This is a genomic window from Deefgea tanakiae, from assembly GCF_019665765.1.
Lineage (GTDB): Bacteria > Pseudomonadota > Gammaproteobacteria > Burkholderiales > Chitinibacteraceae > Deefgea > Deefgea tanakiae.
The window spans coordinates 193,309-210,327 of sequence record NZ_CP081150.1; the positions used below are offsets into that span (position 1 = coordinate 193,309).

General features: G+C 48.6%; 18 protein-coding genes. 13 read left to right on the top strand and 5 right to left on the bottom strand.

Annotated features, from left to right (window positions below; translation table 11 throughout):
• Positions 1-161: 161 nt before the first annotated feature.
• Complete coding sequence (locus K4H28_RS00940) at positions 162-788, bottom strand: nucleotide-binding protein (protein WP_221006417.1); 627 nt, start codon at positions 786-788, stop codon at positions 162-164.
• A gap of 264 nt (positions 789-1,052) precedes the next feature.
• Entirely contained in the window at positions 1,053-1,676 is a 624-nt protein-coding gene (locus K4H28_RS00945; protein WP_221006418.1) for a hypothetical protein, read from the bottom strand.
• Between the two features lie 666 nt (positions 1,677-2,342).
• Between K4H28_RS00945 and K4H28_RS00950 the strand changes: the two genes are divergently transcribed.
• Entirely contained in the window at positions 2,343-4,949 is a 2,607-nt protein-coding gene (locus tag K4H28_RS00950; RefSeq protein ID WP_221006419.1) for a sensor domain-containing protein, read from the top strand.
• A gap of 110 nt (positions 4,950-5,059) precedes the next feature.
• Here K4H28_RS00950 and K4H28_RS00955 read toward each other — a convergent pair whose 3' ends face one another.
• Positions 5,060-5,767: an SAM-dependent methyltransferase gene (locus K4H28_RS00955; protein WP_221006420.1), complete on the bottom strand. Its 708-nt coding sequence runs from the start codon at positions 5,765-5,767 to the stop codon at positions 5,060-5,062.
• A gap of 199 nt (positions 5,768-5,966) precedes the next feature.
• Positions 5,967-6,572 (bottom strand): Maf family protein, encoded by a 606-nt coding sequence (locus tag K4H28_RS00960; RefSeq protein ID WP_221006421.1) that lies wholly within the window; start codon positions 6,570-6,572, stop codon positions 5,967-5,969.
• Between the two features lie 95 nt (positions 6,573-6,667).
• Here K4H28_RS00960 and K4H28_RS00965 point away from each other — a divergent pair, with 95 nt between their 5' ends.
• From K4H28_RS00965 to K4H28_RS01005, 9 genes are all read left to right on the top strand, one after another.
• Positions 6,668-7,162, top strand: a complete 495-nt coding sequence (locus K4H28_RS00965; protein WP_221006422.1) for a YceD family protein — start codon at positions 6,668-6,670, stop codon at positions 7,160-7,162.
• A gap of 28 nt (positions 7,163-7,190) precedes the next feature.
• The gene (gene rpmF, locus K4H28_RS00970; protein ID WP_173532309.1) at positions 7,191-7,370 is read left to right on the top strand and encodes a 50S ribosomal protein L32; all 180 of its coding nucleotides are present in this window, start codon (positions 7,191-7,193) and stop codon (positions 7,368-7,370) included.
• A 198-nt stretch (positions 7,371-7,568) separates the two neighbouring features.
• The gene (gene plsX / locus K4H28_RS00975; protein ID WP_221006423.1) at positions 7,569-8,609 is read left to right on the top strand and encodes a phosphate acyltransferase PlsX; all 1,041 of its coding nucleotides are present in this window, start codon (positions 7,569-7,571) and stop codon (positions 8,607-8,609) included.
• A gap of 73 nt (positions 8,610-8,682) precedes the next feature.
• Positions 8,683-9,642, top strand: coding sequence for a beta-ketoacyl-ACP synthase III (locus K4H28_RS00980; RefSeq protein ID WP_221006424.1), 960 nt, complete (start codon positions 8,683-8,685; stop codon positions 9,640-9,642).
• A gap of 61 nt (positions 9,643-9,703) precedes the next feature.
• A complete protein-coding gene (gene fabD / locus K4H28_RS00985; RefSeq protein WP_221006425.1) occupies positions 9,704-10,630 on the top strand; it encodes an ACP S-malonyltransferase in 927 nt (308 codons plus the stop codon).
• 77 nt (positions 10,631-10,707) lie between these two features.
• Positions 10,708-11,451, top strand: coding sequence for a 3-oxoacyl-ACP reductase FabG (gene fabG / locus K4H28_RS00990; RefSeq protein ID WP_221006426.1), 744 nt, complete (start codon positions 10,708-10,710; stop codon positions 11,449-11,451).
• A gap of 186 nt (positions 11,452-11,637) precedes the next feature.
• Entirely contained in the window at positions 11,638-11,877 is a 240-nt protein-coding gene (gene acpP, locus K4H28_RS00995; protein WP_027467925.1) for an acyl carrier protein, read from the top strand.
• A 220-nt stretch (positions 11,878-12,097) separates the two neighbouring features.
• Positions 12,098-13,339, top strand: coding sequence for a beta-ketoacyl-ACP synthase II (gene fabF / locus K4H28_RS01000; RefSeq protein WP_221006427.1), 1,242 nt, complete (start codon positions 12,098-12,100; stop codon positions 13,337-13,339).
• A gap of 298 nt (positions 13,340-13,637) precedes the next feature.
• Complete coding sequence (locus tag K4H28_RS01005; protein WP_221006428.1) at positions 13,638-13,925, top strand: hypothetical protein; 288 nt, start codon at positions 13,638-13,640, stop codon at positions 13,923-13,925.
• Positions 13,926-13,985: 60 nt separating this feature from the next.
• Here K4H28_RS01005 and K4H28_RS01010 read toward each other — a convergent pair whose 3' ends face one another.
• Positions 13,986-14,507 carry a lipocalin family protein gene (locus K4H28_RS01010; RefSeq protein ID WP_221006429.1) on the bottom strand — a complete coding sequence of 174 codons (522 nt, stop codon included), beginning with the start codon at positions 14,505-14,507 and terminating at the stop codon, positions 13,986-13,988.
• A gap of 51 nt (positions 14,508-14,558) precedes the next feature.
• Here K4H28_RS01010 and K4H28_RS01015 point away from each other — a divergent pair, with 51 nt between their 5' ends.
• The 3 genes from K4H28_RS01015 to K4H28_RS01025 are packed head-to-tail and all read left to right on the top strand — an operon-like array spanning position 14,559 to position 16,941.
• Positions 14,559-15,881 (top strand): aminodeoxychorismate synthase component I, encoded by a 1,323-nt coding sequence (locus K4H28_RS01015; RefSeq protein WP_221006430.1) that lies wholly within the window; start codon positions 14,559-14,561, stop codon positions 15,879-15,881.
• A complete protein-coding gene (gene pabC, locus K4H28_RS01020; RefSeq protein ID WP_221006431.1) occupies positions 15,881-16,687 on the top strand; it encodes an aminodeoxychorismate lyase in 807 nt (268 codons plus the stop codon). The genes K4H28_RS01015 and pabC overlap by 1 nt, the downstream gene beginning before the upstream one ends.
• Positions 16,684-16,941, top strand: coding sequence for a hypothetical protein (locus K4H28_RS01025; RefSeq protein ID WP_221006432.1), 258 nt, complete (start codon positions 16,684-16,686; stop codon positions 16,939-16,941). The genes pabC and K4H28_RS01025 overlap by 4 nt, the downstream gene beginning before the upstream one ends.
• Positions 16,942-17,019 lie beyond the last annotated feature (78 nt).

Consider the following 17,019-nt stretch of genomic DNA (forward strand, 5'->3'; position numbering starts at 1 on the left):
AATCGTGGCGTTTTTTATTGCTATCATTGGGCGTATATTGTTCAAGCTATTAATTAATAAGGCTTAGATGGATATACATTTACGGCTAGTGAGCGATACGTTTTGTTTGGGAATAAAAAATCCCGCCAAGCTTGGGCGGGATTTTGGCTGAAGAATTAATCTTAGCGAACGTGCAGCCAATCAATCAGTGGCTGCCATTCTTCACGGTCACGTTCGGTTTTTGAGTGGGGTAAGTCAAATAGGGTCATGCCGCGTTGAATGGTTTGGTTGTACAACTGCGTATCGCGCAAGCAAGTCAGTAGCGGTAAGTCGTAACGATTTAAAAAGTCGGGCAGTTGCTGTGCGGACTGTGTGCGTGGATTGACGCGCATACCGACAACACCAATTTTAACTTCATCACGCCGTACCGCTTTCAATTCTGCTAATTCAGCGAAAAAATCAGCGCAGGCCCAGAGATCAAAAGCGGATGGCAAAACAGGTACGATAACGTGATCGACTTTGCTAATGACGTGCTTGAGTTTTTTTCCGGTAAAGCAAGCGGGCGTATCCAGAATGGCAACTTGGCATCCTTGGGGTGGGCGGGCGATTTTGTCTTCGCCGATGTCCCAGCGATGAATAAACGGAAGTGAGCTGGGGCGTAAATTAAGCCAATGGTGGCTAGAGTGTTGCTTATCTAAATCGCCCAGCATCACGGCGTCCTCTTGCCATGCAAAGTATGTTGCTAAGTGGGTGGAGAGAGTTGATTTACCGCTGCCGCCTTTGGGATTGGCGATCAATATTTTACGCATTGCCTAAAACTCATAATCAAAACCATTTGTGATTATGTCAGAATTTTGCAGATGAAATGTGAAGCTTTGGTTAAATTATTGCTTTTTTGTGAAAGTAATTTGAAATTTATAAGTCAATGTTGATTGGGGGCTATTTGAGTGAACTCTCGTGCTTAAGCCAACAGAGTCTGGCCATGTGTTGATTTTATTTTCGTTTAAGTAACAAAACCGACAAACCCCTGTCCAAAAGGGCTAGCCGGATCAGGTTGGTCTTACGGTATGGGTTTAAGTTGCTTTCTCTGGACTTGGCTCAGGTTTTTTGAGGCTCACTGTAGCACCAGCAGGGATGCCTTCTTTTTCCCATCGGTCAAATTCGGCCATGATGGTGCTGTATGTTTTTTGGCTGATCTCGGGTAGCACTCCTCCAAGTGCTTCTTTGGCTTGGGAGAAGCCCAGTTCGACGGCATCACGGATTTTTTTCATTTGTGCTGGGTCGTCGCCCATCGCAAATTTTGCAAAGCTTAAAATTCGCTCAGAGACTTTCCTCACCCCCATCTCTCCATCTTCAGATATAGCGGCTTTCGCAGCGTCGATAGTACCTTGATCGGCAGTCAGTTTTTGCTCACCGCTGACCACTTTTGACATCGTCAGACCTTGTTGCTCAAGCAAGGGGCGAATCAAATTCATCATTGCTTCAACTTGCCGTTCTGAATCTGCAAGCATGCTCGATAGTTCTGCTGGCATCATTCGTGGTTTGCTGTAGGTGAGTGATTCAGTCGCTTCTCCGCTCAGTTTGACCTTGTCGGTTGGCGGTGTTTCGCTGATCTTTGCAGGCTCCGTGGCTACTTTTCGGGTGGAAACGTTGGCTGCAAGGCTGCTGGAGTTGGTACTGGAAACTTGGAGTGACATTTTAATCACCTTAAAACGAATAAAGACAGATATGTATCCTTTATATCGTCATTAAGAATTGATTCAATAGGTAAATAGTGCCGCTTGAGGTGTTAAATGGCATAAAAAGAAAAGTAAATGACGGGCGGTAGGGAGTTAAGATTACTGTGCACTAATTAACGCGTCTTTTTGACCTCAAAATTGGGTAAGTGTTGGTTCAAAATTCTCTGCATTGTTGATCACGCGGCAAAACGCTAGTGACAAAATTGCAATTTATTATTAGCTTAAGTTCGGCGATGACATCTTGATCAATCCCCTTGCTTGCTGTGTAGAGTCAGCTGAAATCATCAACGGCAACTTTGATAAGGGGCGGACGTTGTGGTACTGCAGCTACGTTCTTCGCTAATAAATAGCAGCGTACAAAAAGTGTTTTTTCAGTTTTTTGTTTTAAGTCAAAGTCTCGGTTTGGTTTGAATGTAGTCCCAAAACGATAAAGTAATTACTATTTATCAGCGCTTTAGGGTTGCTGTTGGTGATTTTGCAATTCAATAATTTCTCAGCCATGATGAAGGGTTGATATAAAAAGTGGATCAATTGATCGCTTGAGCATGTTGTATAGCCTTATCAGTAGGTGAGCCGCTTTGGCATTGAATTCAACGCAACGAGAATTGGAGGTTTTTCCCTTACATGCCCATCAATAAGCTTGCTGCTGAAGATTTTGATTTTTTTCGAGATTTTCTAGATGCTTTGCCCATTCAGTGCTTCGTAAAAGACGCAGAGGGGAATGCTTTATTGATGAATAAAGCCTGTGAGGATGCCTTAGGTGTGTGTTTTTCAGCGGTGAAAGGCGAGAAAATCAAGCAACATTTTCCCCAGGATCAGTGGCTAAGATTCTTACAACGTGATTTGCTTGTTTTTGAAGCGCATCAAACGATGGCATACGAAGAGACTTATTTCAGTGCGAAGTATGGCCAAAATCGAGTTGGATATGTGGTTAAAAATCCTTTGTATGATGAGCAGGGGCGACCGCAATTTATTATTGGCTCCACGATCGATATTACCGAGCAAAAACAACTTCAGCAGCAGGTCGACAATGAGCTTGAAATGCTCAAGTTGCAAGTGGCCGATGCGCCTCTTAAGGCGGTGTTAGAGCAGTTTACTCGTAGTTTCGAGGCGACATTTCCTGGGACAATGTGCTCGATTTTATTGCTGGATGAGCTGGGTTTGCACTTGAAACATGGTGTTGCACCTAGTCTACCGGCCGAATACTGTGCTGCGATTGATGGCACTGCGATTGGCTTGGGCGTTGGCTCTTGCGGTACGGCGGCTTATACCGGACAAGCTACCATCGTGGCAGATATTGCGACTGATCCGCTATGGCAAGATTATGCTGGGTTGGCTCTGTCGTATGGCTTGGCATCGTGTTGGTCTATTCCTATCGTATCGACAAAGGGACGCATTTTAGGAACATTTGCCAATTACCACGCCCACCCATGCTCACCACAGCCAGCTGAACTGCAAGCAATAAAGCGTGCAGCCTACCTAGTTAGTTTGGCCATTGAGCATGATCGTGCCGAAAAGCAACTGGCGGAAGATCAAAAAATATTACAAGAAACGGCGCAGCACACACAAACCATTTTAGACAATATGGCTGATGGTGTGATCACCATCGGTGTTGATGGTTTGATTGATAGTTTCAATGCATCTGCTAGTCGAATATTTGGGTTTCAGCTCGAAGAGGTTTTGGGGAAGAACGTCTCGATGTTGATGCCGGAGCCACATGCGAGCCATCATGATGCTTATTTACGACATTATCTGGATACCGGCGAGCAACGAGTGATTGGCTTACCGCGTGAGTTAGAAGGGCGACGCAAGAACGGTAGCCTATTCCCGATGCGGCTGTCGGTTTCAAAAACGATACGTGCTGGGCAGGCAATGTTTATTGGTTTGGTGAGCGATATTACGCAGGAGTATCAGCGTACCCAAGAAATTCATCGTTTGGCATTTTATGATTCGTTGACTGGCTTGCCCAATCGCCGCCTACTCTTGGATCGAATTAAAAAAGCCATGATCGCATCGGCGCGCTCAGGTCACTATGGTGCGGTGATGTTTCTGGATTTAGATCATTTTAAACAGCTCAATGATACGCATGGCCACGATGTTGGTGATGTGCTGCTGCAGCAGGTTTCGGCGCGATTGCTCTCTTGTGTGCGAGAAAGCGATAGCGTCGCCCGTTTGGGCGGTGATGAATTTGTTATTTTATTAGAAACGCTCAGCCTGCATGAAGCTGAGGCCGCTAATCAGGCTAAGGTCGTCGCTACGAAAATCTTAGAGACCCTGGGTCAGCCTTACTGTTTGTGCGGAATTGAGCATTTGAGTACGCCCAGCATCGGCATTGTATTGTTTATGGCAGAGCACATGCCGATGGAAGAGTTGCTCAAAAAAGCGGATGTAGCGATGTATCAAGCTAAGGCGGCGGGGCGAAATACGGCCTGTTTTTTCGATCCAGAAATGCAGGCGGTTGCAGCCATTCAGGCTGATTTAGAAAAGTCTTTGCACGATGCCTTGACGCGCGAGAGCTTCTTTTTAGAGTACCAAATGCAATTGGATGGCGCGGGGCGGATTGTCGGCGTGGAAGCCTTGCTACGTTGGCAGCATCCAACGTTAGGAAAGGTGCTGCCAGAAGTATTTATCCCAATGGCTGAGGAGACTGGTGCAATTGTATTGCTGGGCCAATGGGTATTGAAGCAGGCTTGCCAGCAATTGAGTGTTTGGGCGCAATACCCGCAAAGTGCTACTTGGATACTGGCGGTAAATGTGAGTGGTTTGCAAGTGGCGCATCCCAATTTTGTGGATATGGTTACTGCTGTTTTGAGAGAAACTGGCGCTAATCCAGTGTTGTTAAGGATGGAGTTGACCGAAAGTACTCTGCAAAAAGACGTGGAAGAAGTGATTGATAAAATGAATGAGCTGAGCGCACTGGGGGTGAGTTTTTCGCTTGATCACTTTGGCTCTGGTTACTCATCTTTGCTGTATCTCAAGCGATTGCCATTGTCGCAACTCAAGATTGACTCTTCGTTTGTGCGAGGCCTGCATCTTGATCCGAGTGATGCAACGATTGCGCAAGCAGTGATTTCATTGGGGCATGGCTTTGGCTTGTCGGTTATCGCTGAAGGTGTGGAGTGTGTTGAGCAGCGCGATATGCTAGCGAGTATGGGTTGCAATACATTTCAAGGTCATTTATTTGGTCATCCGATGCCAGCTGCGCAATTGATTCAATATGTTGAAGGATGATGTATTGCTATCCCAGCCTTTAGTTGTAAACTCTACATGAATATACATCAATGATATCTAGCAAAAAGAGCCGAATTGATTCGGCTCTTTTTCATATAAAAATTATAACTTTATGCTTGGATAATAAACACGGTTGGTCGTTTGTGAATATTGGGTTCGGGTTTCTTTTTCCATTGCCCCGCTTCCAAGGTCAAAATCTCTTGACTTGGCAGGGTGATGTCGCAGGCGACCGTGAGGCGTGTGCTGGGTTTAAGGCTGGCCACCAGCGCTTGAAACAGCGCGCCATTGCGGTACGGTGTTTCGATAAACAACTCGGCTTGGCCTTCTTTGGCTGATGTGGCTTCCAGTTGACGAATCGCAGTCACGCGACCTGTTGCATCCGAAGGTAAATAGCCGTTAAAACGGAATTTTTGCCCATTGGCGCCAGACGCCATCAGCGCGAGTAGTAAAGAAGATGGTCCGACGAGTGGCACGACTTTGATGCCGCGCTGATGCGCCAATTGCACTAGGCGTGCTCCGGGATCTGCAACACCGGGGCAGCCTGCTTCCGACATCAAACCCACGTCAATCCCATCGAGTAGCGGTTTGAGTAGCGCGAACACTTCGTGGTCTTTGGTGTGCTCGGATAATTCATTCATTTGTAAGCTACGCAATTCGTGCGGAGTGCCGAACATTTTCAGATGCGCGCGCGTCGTTTTGGCGTTTTCGACGACGAAATACGTGAGCCGTTTGGCGATTTCAAGCACGTCAGTCGGTAAAATATCGCTGAGTGTGTCGCCACCCATCGGGGCGGGAATGAGGTAGAGCGTTCCTGACATAAATGATCCAATAAGAGTGGCAAGCGCGGAGAGGTGCAAAGCAAAACCGAATTGTCCACGAAAAGCACGAAAAACACGAAATTAGTATTCAGGTTGATTCGCTAGCCTTATTTGAGTGTTGATCTCGTCATCGTTTGAGTGAGCGTTTTTTTTCGTGCTTTTTGTGTCTTTCGTGGACTCTGTTTTTGACTTTGCTGAATTACAGAATCGGAAATCCTTCCGCATCCAGCATCGTAATCAGCTCAATCAGCGGTAAGCCAATAATTGCAGCAGGGTCTTTGCCTTCGATCGCCGCAATCATCACAATGCCCAAGCCCTCGGTTTTAGCGCTGCCCGCGCAGTTATATGGTTTTTCGCGCTGCAAATAGGTTTCGATTTGCGCGTCGGTATAATTACGCATCGTGACGGTCGTGATATCCACGTAGCTTTGCGTATTGCCGTTGGCCGTATTGTAAAGACACAGCGCCGTATGAAAGGCGATGGTTTGGCCGCGCATCGCAGCCAACTGCCGAACGGCACGTTCGTGTGTGCCCGGTTTGCCCAGTTGCTCACCATTGAGCAGCGCGACTTGGTCTGAGCCAATCACCAAGCAGTTTGGAAATTGCTCGGCCAGCACTTTGGCCTTGGCAATCGCGAGGCGTTCACTGGTCTGCGCGGCGGTTTCGCCGACCAGTGGCGACTCGTCCAAGTCGGGTGCGGCGGTGATAAATGGTATACCAAGCCGAGATAAAAGTTCTTTTCGATACAATGATGTAGACGCCAAAACGAGTTGTGGCGCGGTCGCAGAGTGAGAAGTTGTGTTCATGATGTTTAAGTTAAGCCTTAAAAGCGCAAAATACTTTGACAGAGGGTAGCGGTCGATTATATCATGCGCGGTTTCCGGTTCGAGCTAGTAGCCACATGACGGTGATTCATAGCGCGGAATTTGCGCAAGAAGGTCGAGAACTTAAAGGTTCTATCCCACTTTCGCAGCTCTCACGTTTGAGTGATCTGTTGGCCAATACATCAGGCGAAGTCGCTTGGCATATTGAAAGTGGTATGGATGAATTGCAGCGCCCTTGGCTTTATTTAGAAGTGAAAGGCTCTTTGCAATTGATTTGTCAGCGTTGCCTATCGGCCGCGCCTTGGCAGCTCCATGCTGAAACCGTGTTGACGCAGTTTGCGACAGAGGAACAAATCGACGATGCCGAAGCGCACGACGAAGACCTCGAAGGCATTCTGATCGATCCGGAGCTAGATATTGAAGCGCTGGTTGAAGATGAGATTTTACTCGCTTTACCAGTAGCGCTAACACATGATGTATGTGGTGGCGATGACGCGCTGGCCAAATTGGCAAGCGATAAACCTAATCCGTTTGCAGCCCTGGCTCAGTTGAAAACCAGGAAAGCGGAATAAACAACTGAGTACTTAGGAGTATTACAACATGGCAGTTCAACAAAACAAAAAATCACCTTCAAAACGTGGCATGCACCGCGCTCATGACTTCCTTTCTGCACCAGCATTGTCTGTAGATGCAGCTACTGGTGAAGTTCATCGCCCGCACCACATTTCACCAAACGGCTTTTACAATGGCCGTCGTGTGATCAAAGCTAAGGGCGAATAATCGCAACCTGGCTGTTTTAGCTGAGCAGGTGTTTTTTTCGCCTAGCTAGCCAGTATTACGGCGCAAGTGAGTGTCTCTCTGAGAATTACTCCCTTGCGCCGTTCGTCATTCTAGGTCTTTGAGTGGATTTGTGGTCACAGTCGTATTGCATCACTGATGGATTGTGTATCACCCGTTTTAGATTTTTAAGGTGTACTGATGGATATCACTGTTGCAGTTGATGCCATGGGCGGCGATCACGGCACCCATGTCACGGTGCCTGCCGCATTGCGCTTTTTGCGCGACAATCCCGATGTCAATATCGTTTTGGTCGGGCTTGAAGATGCCATTGCCGCCGAGTTAAAGGCGCATCATGCCGTAACGCATCCGCGTTTGCGCGTCCATGCTGCAACTGAAGTGGTGACGATGGATGAGTCGCCGCAATCGGCGATGAAAAATAAAAAAGACTCGTCGATGCGCGTTGCCATTAATTTGGTGAAGTCGGGTGAGGCTAACGCCTGCGTTTCAGCGGGAAATACCGGTGCTTTAATGGCGACGGCACGCTTTGTGCTCAAAACCATTCCGGGTATTGATCGCCCTGCCATTGCCAAATTAATGCCAACGATGAAAGGCCAAACTGCCATGCTCGATTTGGGCGCGAATGTGGATTCTACGCCTTTGCAATTGGCGCAATTTGCCATTATGGGCTCGGCGATGTTTTCGGCTTTGAAGCACGTTGATGCGCCAACGGTGGGCTTGCTCAACATTGGTTCAGAAGACATTAAAGGCAATGAAGCGGTGAAAGAGGCGGCAGAAATGATCCGTAAAACCCGCCTTAATTTCCATGGTAATGTCGAAGGCAACGATATCTACCGTGGTACGGTCGATGTCGTCGCTTGTGATGGCTTTACCGGTAATGTGGCGTTGAAGGTGTCAGAAGGTTTGGTCAAAATGATTTCGACCTTCTTGAAAGAAGAATTTAACCGCAATGTGTTTACCAAATTTGTCGCTGTCTTAGCGATGCCTTTATTGAAGCGCTTCAAGTCAAGACTTGATCCGGATCGATTTAATGGCGCATCATTTTTGGGTTTGCGCGGCATTGTGGTGAAAAGTCATGGCGGAGCCAATAAAAACGCGTTTTACTGGGCGTTGGCACAAGCCGTTGAAGAAGCGCGTTCCGGCATGATTCAACGAATTACCGAGCAGGTAGAGCAAGAGTTGCTGCATCTCAATGCAGTGGTGGAATCTACCGTAGATTGATTGGGTATAGCCTTGTAGCCTTTGCAGTAAAATGGCTAAAGGCTAATACCTAGATTAAAATTATAAGGGGACTATGATGTATTCCCGTATTGCAGGTACTGGTTCTTACCTACCAGAAAAAATTCTAACTAATGCCGAGCTGGCACAACAAGTCGACACGACGGATGAGTGGATCGTATCGCGCACCGGGATTCGCCAGCGCCATTTGGCTGCGCCGGATCAACTCACCTCTGATTTGGCATTAATTGCCGTCGAGCGCGCATTGGCTGCTGCAGGCGTTGATAAAAGCGAAGTGGATTTGCTGATTGTCGCGACGACGACGCCGGATAATATCTTTCCATCAACCGCCTGCATTTTGCAAAATAAACTGGGTGTACATGGCTTCCCTGCGTTTGATATGCAAGCGGTGTGCGCTGGCTTTGTTTATGCACTCACGACCGCTGATCAATTTGTGAAAAGCGGCGCGGCAAAATGCGCGGTTGTGGTCGGCGCGGAAACCTTGTCGAACTTGATCGACTGGAATGATCGCGGTACTTGTATTTTGTTTGGTGATGGCGCAGGCGCAGTGGTGCTCAAAGCATCTGAAGAGCCAGGTATTTTGGCAACGCATCTGCATGCTGATGGCCGTTACAATGGCATTTTGAAAACCGACGCACGACCAAAACAAGGCGCGCTGGTTGGCAATCCCTATGTGTATATGGAAGGCAATGCGGTGTTTAAATTTGCCGTGAAAGCCTTGGCGGAAGTCGCTGAAAGCACTTTGGCAAAAGCTGGCTTGGAAAAAACTGATATTGATTGGTTGGTGCCGCATCAAGCCAATATTCGAATTATCGAATCCACCGCTAAACATTTACACATGTCGATGGATAATGTGATTGTGACGGTGGATCAGCACGGCAATACATCGGCGGCATCGATTCCATTGGCATTGGATGCCGGCATTCGCAGTGGTAAGATTCAGCGCGGCCAGACCTTGTTGATGGAAGGGATTGGTGGTGGCTTTGCTTGGGGCTCGGTGCTCGTTAAATATTGATTTTGATAGATTGTATGCGGCGCTGTTGAAGCGCCGTTTTACTGTTTGAAAGGAATAAATAATGTCTTTAGCTTTTGTATTTCCAGGGCAAGGTTCGCAATCGATTGGCATGATGAATGGCTGGGCTGATTTAGCCGTAGTCAAGGCTACGTTTGACGAGGCTTCCGGCGTGTTGGGCGAAGATATGTGGGCAATGGCCTCTGAAGGCCCACTGGAAGCCATCAACGCGACCGTGAATACGCAGCCTTTGATGTTGACTGCCGGTGTTGCGGCATGGCGTGCGTGGCAGTCACAAGGTGGCGCAATGCCAGTGGTGATGGCAGGCCATAGCTTGGGCGAATATACCGCATTGGTGGCGGCTGAGGCATTAAGCTTTGGCGATGCCTTGCAGTTGGTGCGTTTGCGTGCCGAAGCGATGCAAGAAGCTGTACCAGCAGGCACTGGCGCGATGGCGGCTGTGCTTGGCTTGAGTGACGAGTTGATTATCGAAGCGTGTGCAGAAGCCGCACAAGGCGAAGTAGTGCAAGCGGTGAATTTTAATTCGCCAGGCCAAGTGGTGATTGCAGGTAGTAAAGCGGCAGTTGAGCGTGCCTGCGAAGCATGTAAAGCGCGCGGCGCAAAACGCGCAATGTTGCTGCCTGTGTCTGTTCCTTCGCATTGTGATTTGATGAAACCAGCGGCAGAAAAACTCGCAGCAAAATTGGCGACCGTACAAATTAATACGCCGATTGTGCCGGTGCTGCACAACGCCGATGTGGCGGCTTATCAAGATGGCGAGCAAATTCGTGATGCCTTGGTGCGTCAACTCTATCAGCCGGTACGTTGGGTTGAAACAGTACAAAAAATGGCCGCAGACGGCGTTACCGTCGTGGCGGAGTGTGGCCCAGGCAAAGTCTTGGCAGGTTTGAATAAACGGATTTCCGCTGATGTGCAAGGCGTGGCTTTGGTTGATGCCGCGAGCATCGAACAATTGAAATCTGTGTTGTAATAAAATAGTTTAGGTATCTGCTGCTGGTAATTGTCAGCTATACCTTGGTGAGATATACCTCGATATAGGAGTGCTTAATGAGTTTGCAGGGTAAAGTAGCTTTGGTAACGGGCGCATCGCGCGGGATTGGTCAGGCGATTGCTTTGGAATTGGCTGCGCAAGGCGCAACGGTCATTGGTACGGCGACCAGCGATTCAGGCGCCGCAGCGATTGCAGAATACCTGCAAGCCGCGGGCGCGACGGGTTCAGGCTTGCGTTTGCAAGTGACTGAAGACGGTGCGTGCGAAGCGATTGTGGCGCAGATTGAAAAAGATTTTGGCCCGATTGCGATCTTGGTGAATAACGCCGGTATCACGCGCGACAATTTGCTGATGCGGATGAAGGACGAAGACTGGGATGCCATCATGGATACCAATCTGAAGCCTGTGTACAAATTATCTAAAGCCGTGATGCGCAATATGATGAAAGCGCGCTGGGGCCGGATTATTAATATCGCTTCAGTCGTTGGCGCAACGGGCAATGCAGGGCAAACCAATTACTCGGCAGCGAAAGCGGCTTTATTTGGCTTTACCAAATCATTGGCTAAAGAAATCGGTAGCCGTGGCGTGACTGTGAATGCGGTTGCCCCCGGCTTTATTGATACCGATATGACCAAAGGCTTGCCGGATGAGCAAAAAGCGCAATTAGTGGCAAATATTGCGCTGGGCCGTTTGGGCGATCCAAAAGATATCGCTGACGCGGTGGGCTTTTTGGCTTCAGATAAGGCCGGTTACATTACTGGCAACACCATTCATGTGAACGGTGGCATGTTTATGAATTAATCGGCTGACAAGCGGCAAAGCCGCATGTTGACTGGATTAGTCTGATTTTTTTGCTTTGATTTGCTTGTACATTTTGTACAATTTGTACAAGAAAACCCTAAAACCTGTTTGCAACGCCGTTTTTTTGGTAGAATGCGAACGTTTTTTTCGAACATTAAGCTAATAAAGGCTTGGGAATATACATCCATGGAAAACCTAGAACAACGCGTGAAGAAGATCGTTGCTGAGCAACTCGGCGTGCCAGAAACTGACGTTAAGATTGATTCATCATTCGTAAACGACCTCGGCGCCGACTCACTCGACACCGTTGAACTCGTTATGGCACTTGAAGAAGAATTCGAGTGCGAAATCCCTGACGAAGATGCAGAAAAGATCACTACAGTTCAGCAAGCTGTTGACTATGTGTCAGCTCACCTGAGCAAGTAATTCAGTACGTCCCGACCTCCGTTGCGGCACGCTTGTGTCGTCGCGGGGGTTTTTTCATATTTAGCCCGATGAAAGAATAGGATGCGCTCGCCTTTGCTGAGCGAACTTAATTTCATCGGTGCCGCCGGGAATGCCCGGTATTTATATTTGATACGGCTGGGAATACCCAGCTGCTTATTATATACGGCCGGGTGTGCCCGGCCTTCAGCGGAGTTACCCCGTGTCTAAACGCAGAGTAGTTGTCACCGGCTTGGGCCAAGTTTCCCCAGTTGGCAATGATGTTGCCACTGGCTGGGCCAACCTGCTAGCTGGTCAATCCGGCATTGATTTAATCACTCGCTTTGACCCGAGTGATATGGGTTGCCATGTTGCAGGTCAAGTGAAAGATTTCGACGTTTCACAATACGTGAACCCAAAAGACGCACGCCGTATGGATGACTTCATCCATTACGGCATTGCTGCGGCGATGCAAGCAATTAGCGATGCAGGTTTGGATGAGATTACTGATCTCGATAAAACCCGCGTTGGCGTGAATATCGGTTCGGGTATTGGTGGTTTGCAATTGATTGAGCAAACCAATGCAGCCTACATCGAAGGCGGTACGCGCAAAATCGGCCCGTTCTTTATTCCTGGCTCATTGATCAATATGATCGCTGGTCACGTATCCATTATGAAAGGCTATCAAGGCCCAAGTTATGGCATCGTTTCGGCGTGTACCACGGGTGCGCACAGCATTGGTGATGCTGCGCGGATTATCCAATATGGCGATGCCGATGTGATGATTGCTGGCGGTGCTGAAGGCACGATTTGCAAAATGGCAATCGGTGGCTTTGGCGCGATGAAAGCCTTGTCGACGCGTAACGACGATCCAAAAACAGCTTCACGTCCGTGGGATAAAGGCCGTGATGGTTTCGTGATGGGCGAAGGCGCGGGTGTTTTGGTGCTCGAAGAGTACGAACACGCTAAAAAACGCGGCGCAACGATTTACGCTGAACTTGCTGGCTTCGGCATGAGTTCCGACGCACATCACATCACTGCGCCAAGCGCCGAAGGCCCAGCGCGTGGCGTAGCGAACGCACTGCGTGATGCTGGCGTCAATCCAGATCAAGTGCAATACGTGAACGCACACGGTACTTCAACGCCATTGGGTGATGCGAACGAAACCAATGCATTGAAAATTGCCTTTGGCGATCACGCTAAGAAATTAGTCGTTAACTCAACGAAATCAATGACCGGCCATTTGTTGGGCGGCGCGGGGGGTGTTGAAGCGATTTACTCGATCTTGGCGCTGCACAATCAAGTGTCGCCACCGACAATTAACTTGCACGAGCAAGATTTTGAGTCAGGCTGCGATCTAGATTATTGCGCCAATACTGCGCGTGATATGAAGATCGATGTTGCGATCTCCAATTCATTCGGCTTTGGCGGCACCAACGGTACGCTGGTGTTTAAGAAAGTCTAAGTTGAGTAGCTCAATTGAGAAAGCCACCTTCGGGTGGCTTTTTTGTAGGTATTGCTTTCAGTGTGATGATTTGTAATATCTAGGGTTGTATACCATAAGGGTTCTGCTAGCTGTTGTAGCTTTGGGTATTTGCAGAATCAACTGGCTGCAAATTGAAGCACTGCTGATATGATTTGTTGAGGGGCTGAGTTCTGCCATAAACGGACGCTTTTTCTACTGCTGTGGAGTTTCGTGCAATAGTCCTTGCTTGTTTGATATTGCAGAAATGCTCAGTGTTTACAATTTCAAAGGGCCTGAAATGTCGACTTTTCAATTTTACAAAAGAACAATCGAGTCACAGAGTGAGATTCGAAATTTATGCGTTGAAGAAGAAGATGATTTTCTTACGCGTAGAGAGAAGTTGCTGGCTCAGGGTTTTGAAGTGGTTGGCTGGCTGATTTATGCCCCGAACGAAGAAGTAGCAATTGCTCGTTTTAATGATGAAATGAAAAATCCACTAACAGAAAGCATTATTACCCCTGGTCACGATTTTACCGATTACATTTACAAAAAATTGAAATCGATAGGCGGCAAGAAGAAATTGTAATTAGCCTACTTTGGGTCGAAAGCCGCAATTCGCCTTGACCCATTTCATCTCGTACGAAAATCACTGCGCTGATTTCAACTCGCTCATCATGAGTTTTGTTAAATCAAACCCCTGAGCTACGGCGCTGGTTTTGGCTGCGGCTAGATCGTTTGGCGCCATGGTTTCGCTGCGCGATAAAATCCATAAATATTTGCGGTTTGGGTTGCCGACGACGGCCCAGCGGTATTCAGGGTCGAGGCCAATAATCCAATAGTCGGCGCGGAAGGGCCAAAAAAAGCTGACTTTGAGTTGGGCATTGCCCGTGTTTTCTACGACGCTGGCACTGCCTTCGGCTTGATCAAATTCACCCTCTTTGGTGCGACAACGGTTAATGACTTTGATTTTGCCATTGTCCATTTTGCTGTAATTGGCGGTGATATCACCCACGCATTGATTTTGGAAATACATGGGGAAGCGCGCAATTTCATGCCAAGTGCCGACATAGCGCGCTAAATCAACTTGAGGTACGGATTGCACTGGTGGCAGGTCTGCTGCCATCAATGATTGGCTGGCGAGCAGGGCGGTGATGAAAAGTCGTTTCATTAGCGGTCTTCTCTACTGTGAGTTGGCAGCGCTCTTGCTACAATAGCGCCTATGCCTGAATTTAACTATTTTACTGCCGATTTGCCCCAAGCGCCGGATTTACTCGCGCTGGCGGCTCAAGCTCCTGAGCAATTTCCTGCGCTGTTGCAGTCGTCGCAAACGCAAGGCTGGGATATTTTATTTGCCTTGCCGACAGAGACTCGCCTGTATGCGGCGGGCGATGGCGCACGATTGGTGCGGGATTTAGCGGAGCTAGCAACCCACGCCGAATCAGCGCCGGGCGATAATAATCTGCCCTTTTATGGAGGCTGGATATTCTATGCGGGGTATGAGCTGCTAGAGATTTTTGAACCTAGTGTTCAGGCTCGTACAATGGGGGAGTATATCGACTTTCCTTTGGGCGCTTTAGTCCGTTGCCCTGCTGCTATTTTATTTGAGCGTGAAACACAAACTACAACCTTGTTGGCTGAAACCGCAGATCAGCTCGCCCAGTTACAAGCCTTGCTGACCAACACGCCCGCATGGCAAGCGCAGCCTTTGCAAGTTGCGCGGATTTCCGAAGATGAGCCGCAGCAATTTCTCGACGGTGTCGCGCGCGCCAAGCAGTACATCGTCGACGGCGATGTATTTCAAGTGAATTTATCGCGTGGCTGGGATGTATCGCTTGCGCAAGGCACTGCGACCGATGTGTATGCCGCGCTACGCATTGCCAATCCCGCGCCGTTCTCGGCCTATTTGGACTTGGGCGCGGCGGGGCAAATAGTGAGTTCTTCGCCCGAGCGCTTGGTGCAAGTCAAAGACGGTGTCGTGCAAACACGCCCGATTGCAGGGACTTTTGCGCGTTCACTCGATCCGATTGAGGATGAAAAGCTCAAACAACGCTTGCTCGATACGCCCAAAGAGCGGGCCGAGCACATTATGCTGGTCGATTTAGAGCGCAATGACTTGGGGCGAATTGCCGTGCCTGGAACCGTGAAAGTCGACGAACTCATGGCGGTGGCAACGTATTCCTTTGTCCATCATATCGAATCGAATATTCGCGCCGTCCTGCGCGACGGTTTGAATACGGCCGATGTATTGCGGGCGTTATTTCCGGGCGGCACGATTACCGGCTGCCCTAAAGTGCGTTGCATGCAGATCATCCGCGAGCTCGAAGACCGCCCGCGGCTGGCCTACACCGGCAGCTTGGGCTACATCAATCGAGACGGTAGTATGGATAGCAATATTTTAATTCGGACTTTTGTGCAGCGTGGCGACCAGTTGTATTTCCGTGCTGGCGCTGGTGTCGTGGCTGATTCAGATGCTGAACGCGAATTGCAAGAAACGCGGCATAAAGCGCGTGGGCTGTTGCGAGCCTTGGGAGTGCAGGGCTAATGCGCTTAGTGAATGGGGCTTCGAGCGACAGTTTGAATTTAAGTGACCGCGCAATTCAATTTGGCGATGGCGTTTTTCGGACGATGAAAGTGACAGCGGGTCAGATTGAATTTTGGTCGCAACATTATGCCAAACTCGCCAGTGATTGCGCGCGCTTGGGGATTGTCGCGCCGAGCGAGGCGATCTTGTTGGCAGAGATTGCCCAACTGGCACCTGTTGATCACAGTATTAAAATCATCGTTACGCGTGGTGAATCGGCGCGCGGCTATATGATGCCTGCCGATATCGTGCCCAATCGCATCGTTCAGCGCGCCGCTTTGCCACTCTATGCATCCAATTTATATACCGAAGGGGCGGTGCTGCGAGTTTGTGAAACCCAAGCTAGTTGGCAGCCCGCGCTGGCTGGAGTGAAACATCTCAATCGACTCGAAAACGTGTTGGCACGGCGCGAGTGGTCGGATCCTGCCATTTTTGATGGTTTAATGCTCGATCGAGATGGCTTCGTCATTGAAGGGGTGATGAGTAATGTCTTTGCTCTTATCAATGGCGTTTGGTCTACACCCAAATTAGACTGCTCGGGTGTAGCTGGGGTATATCGCGATATGCTATTAAATATGAATGCTTGTGATGATATACATGCGATTGAATGTGATTTGAAATTGGTTGATCTTTTTGCCGCCGATGCGATCTTTGTTTGTAATAGCTTGGCGGGATGTGTACCGGTTAGAGCCATTGAGCAGCACCGTTTTCCTTTAAAACCGAGATTGATCAATCAACTGCAGCAAGCATTGAGGCAAGTGAGATGAAGTTTAATTTATTAATGGTCTGCATGCTCTTAGCCGGAGTGGTGCAAGCGCAAGAGTATTACCAAGGTAGCCCTGAAAAATTAGCCGCGCTAGAAGCGCAGCGCTGCGCCAAAATCAGTAAAGAGCAACGTTTGATCCAGCGCCGTTTAACGGGTAATAACCAGCCTTACGATATTAGAAAAATGCAGGATAAACTGAAAATTTTGCAGGCCGATTATACAAAATACTGCGCACCAAAACCGTCCCCTCAGTAGACTATTGTCCTTGATTTTTCTGCAATAAAGCCCCCGTTTTAGCAAAATCAGTCTATAGATGAAGGGTGATACTGCGGT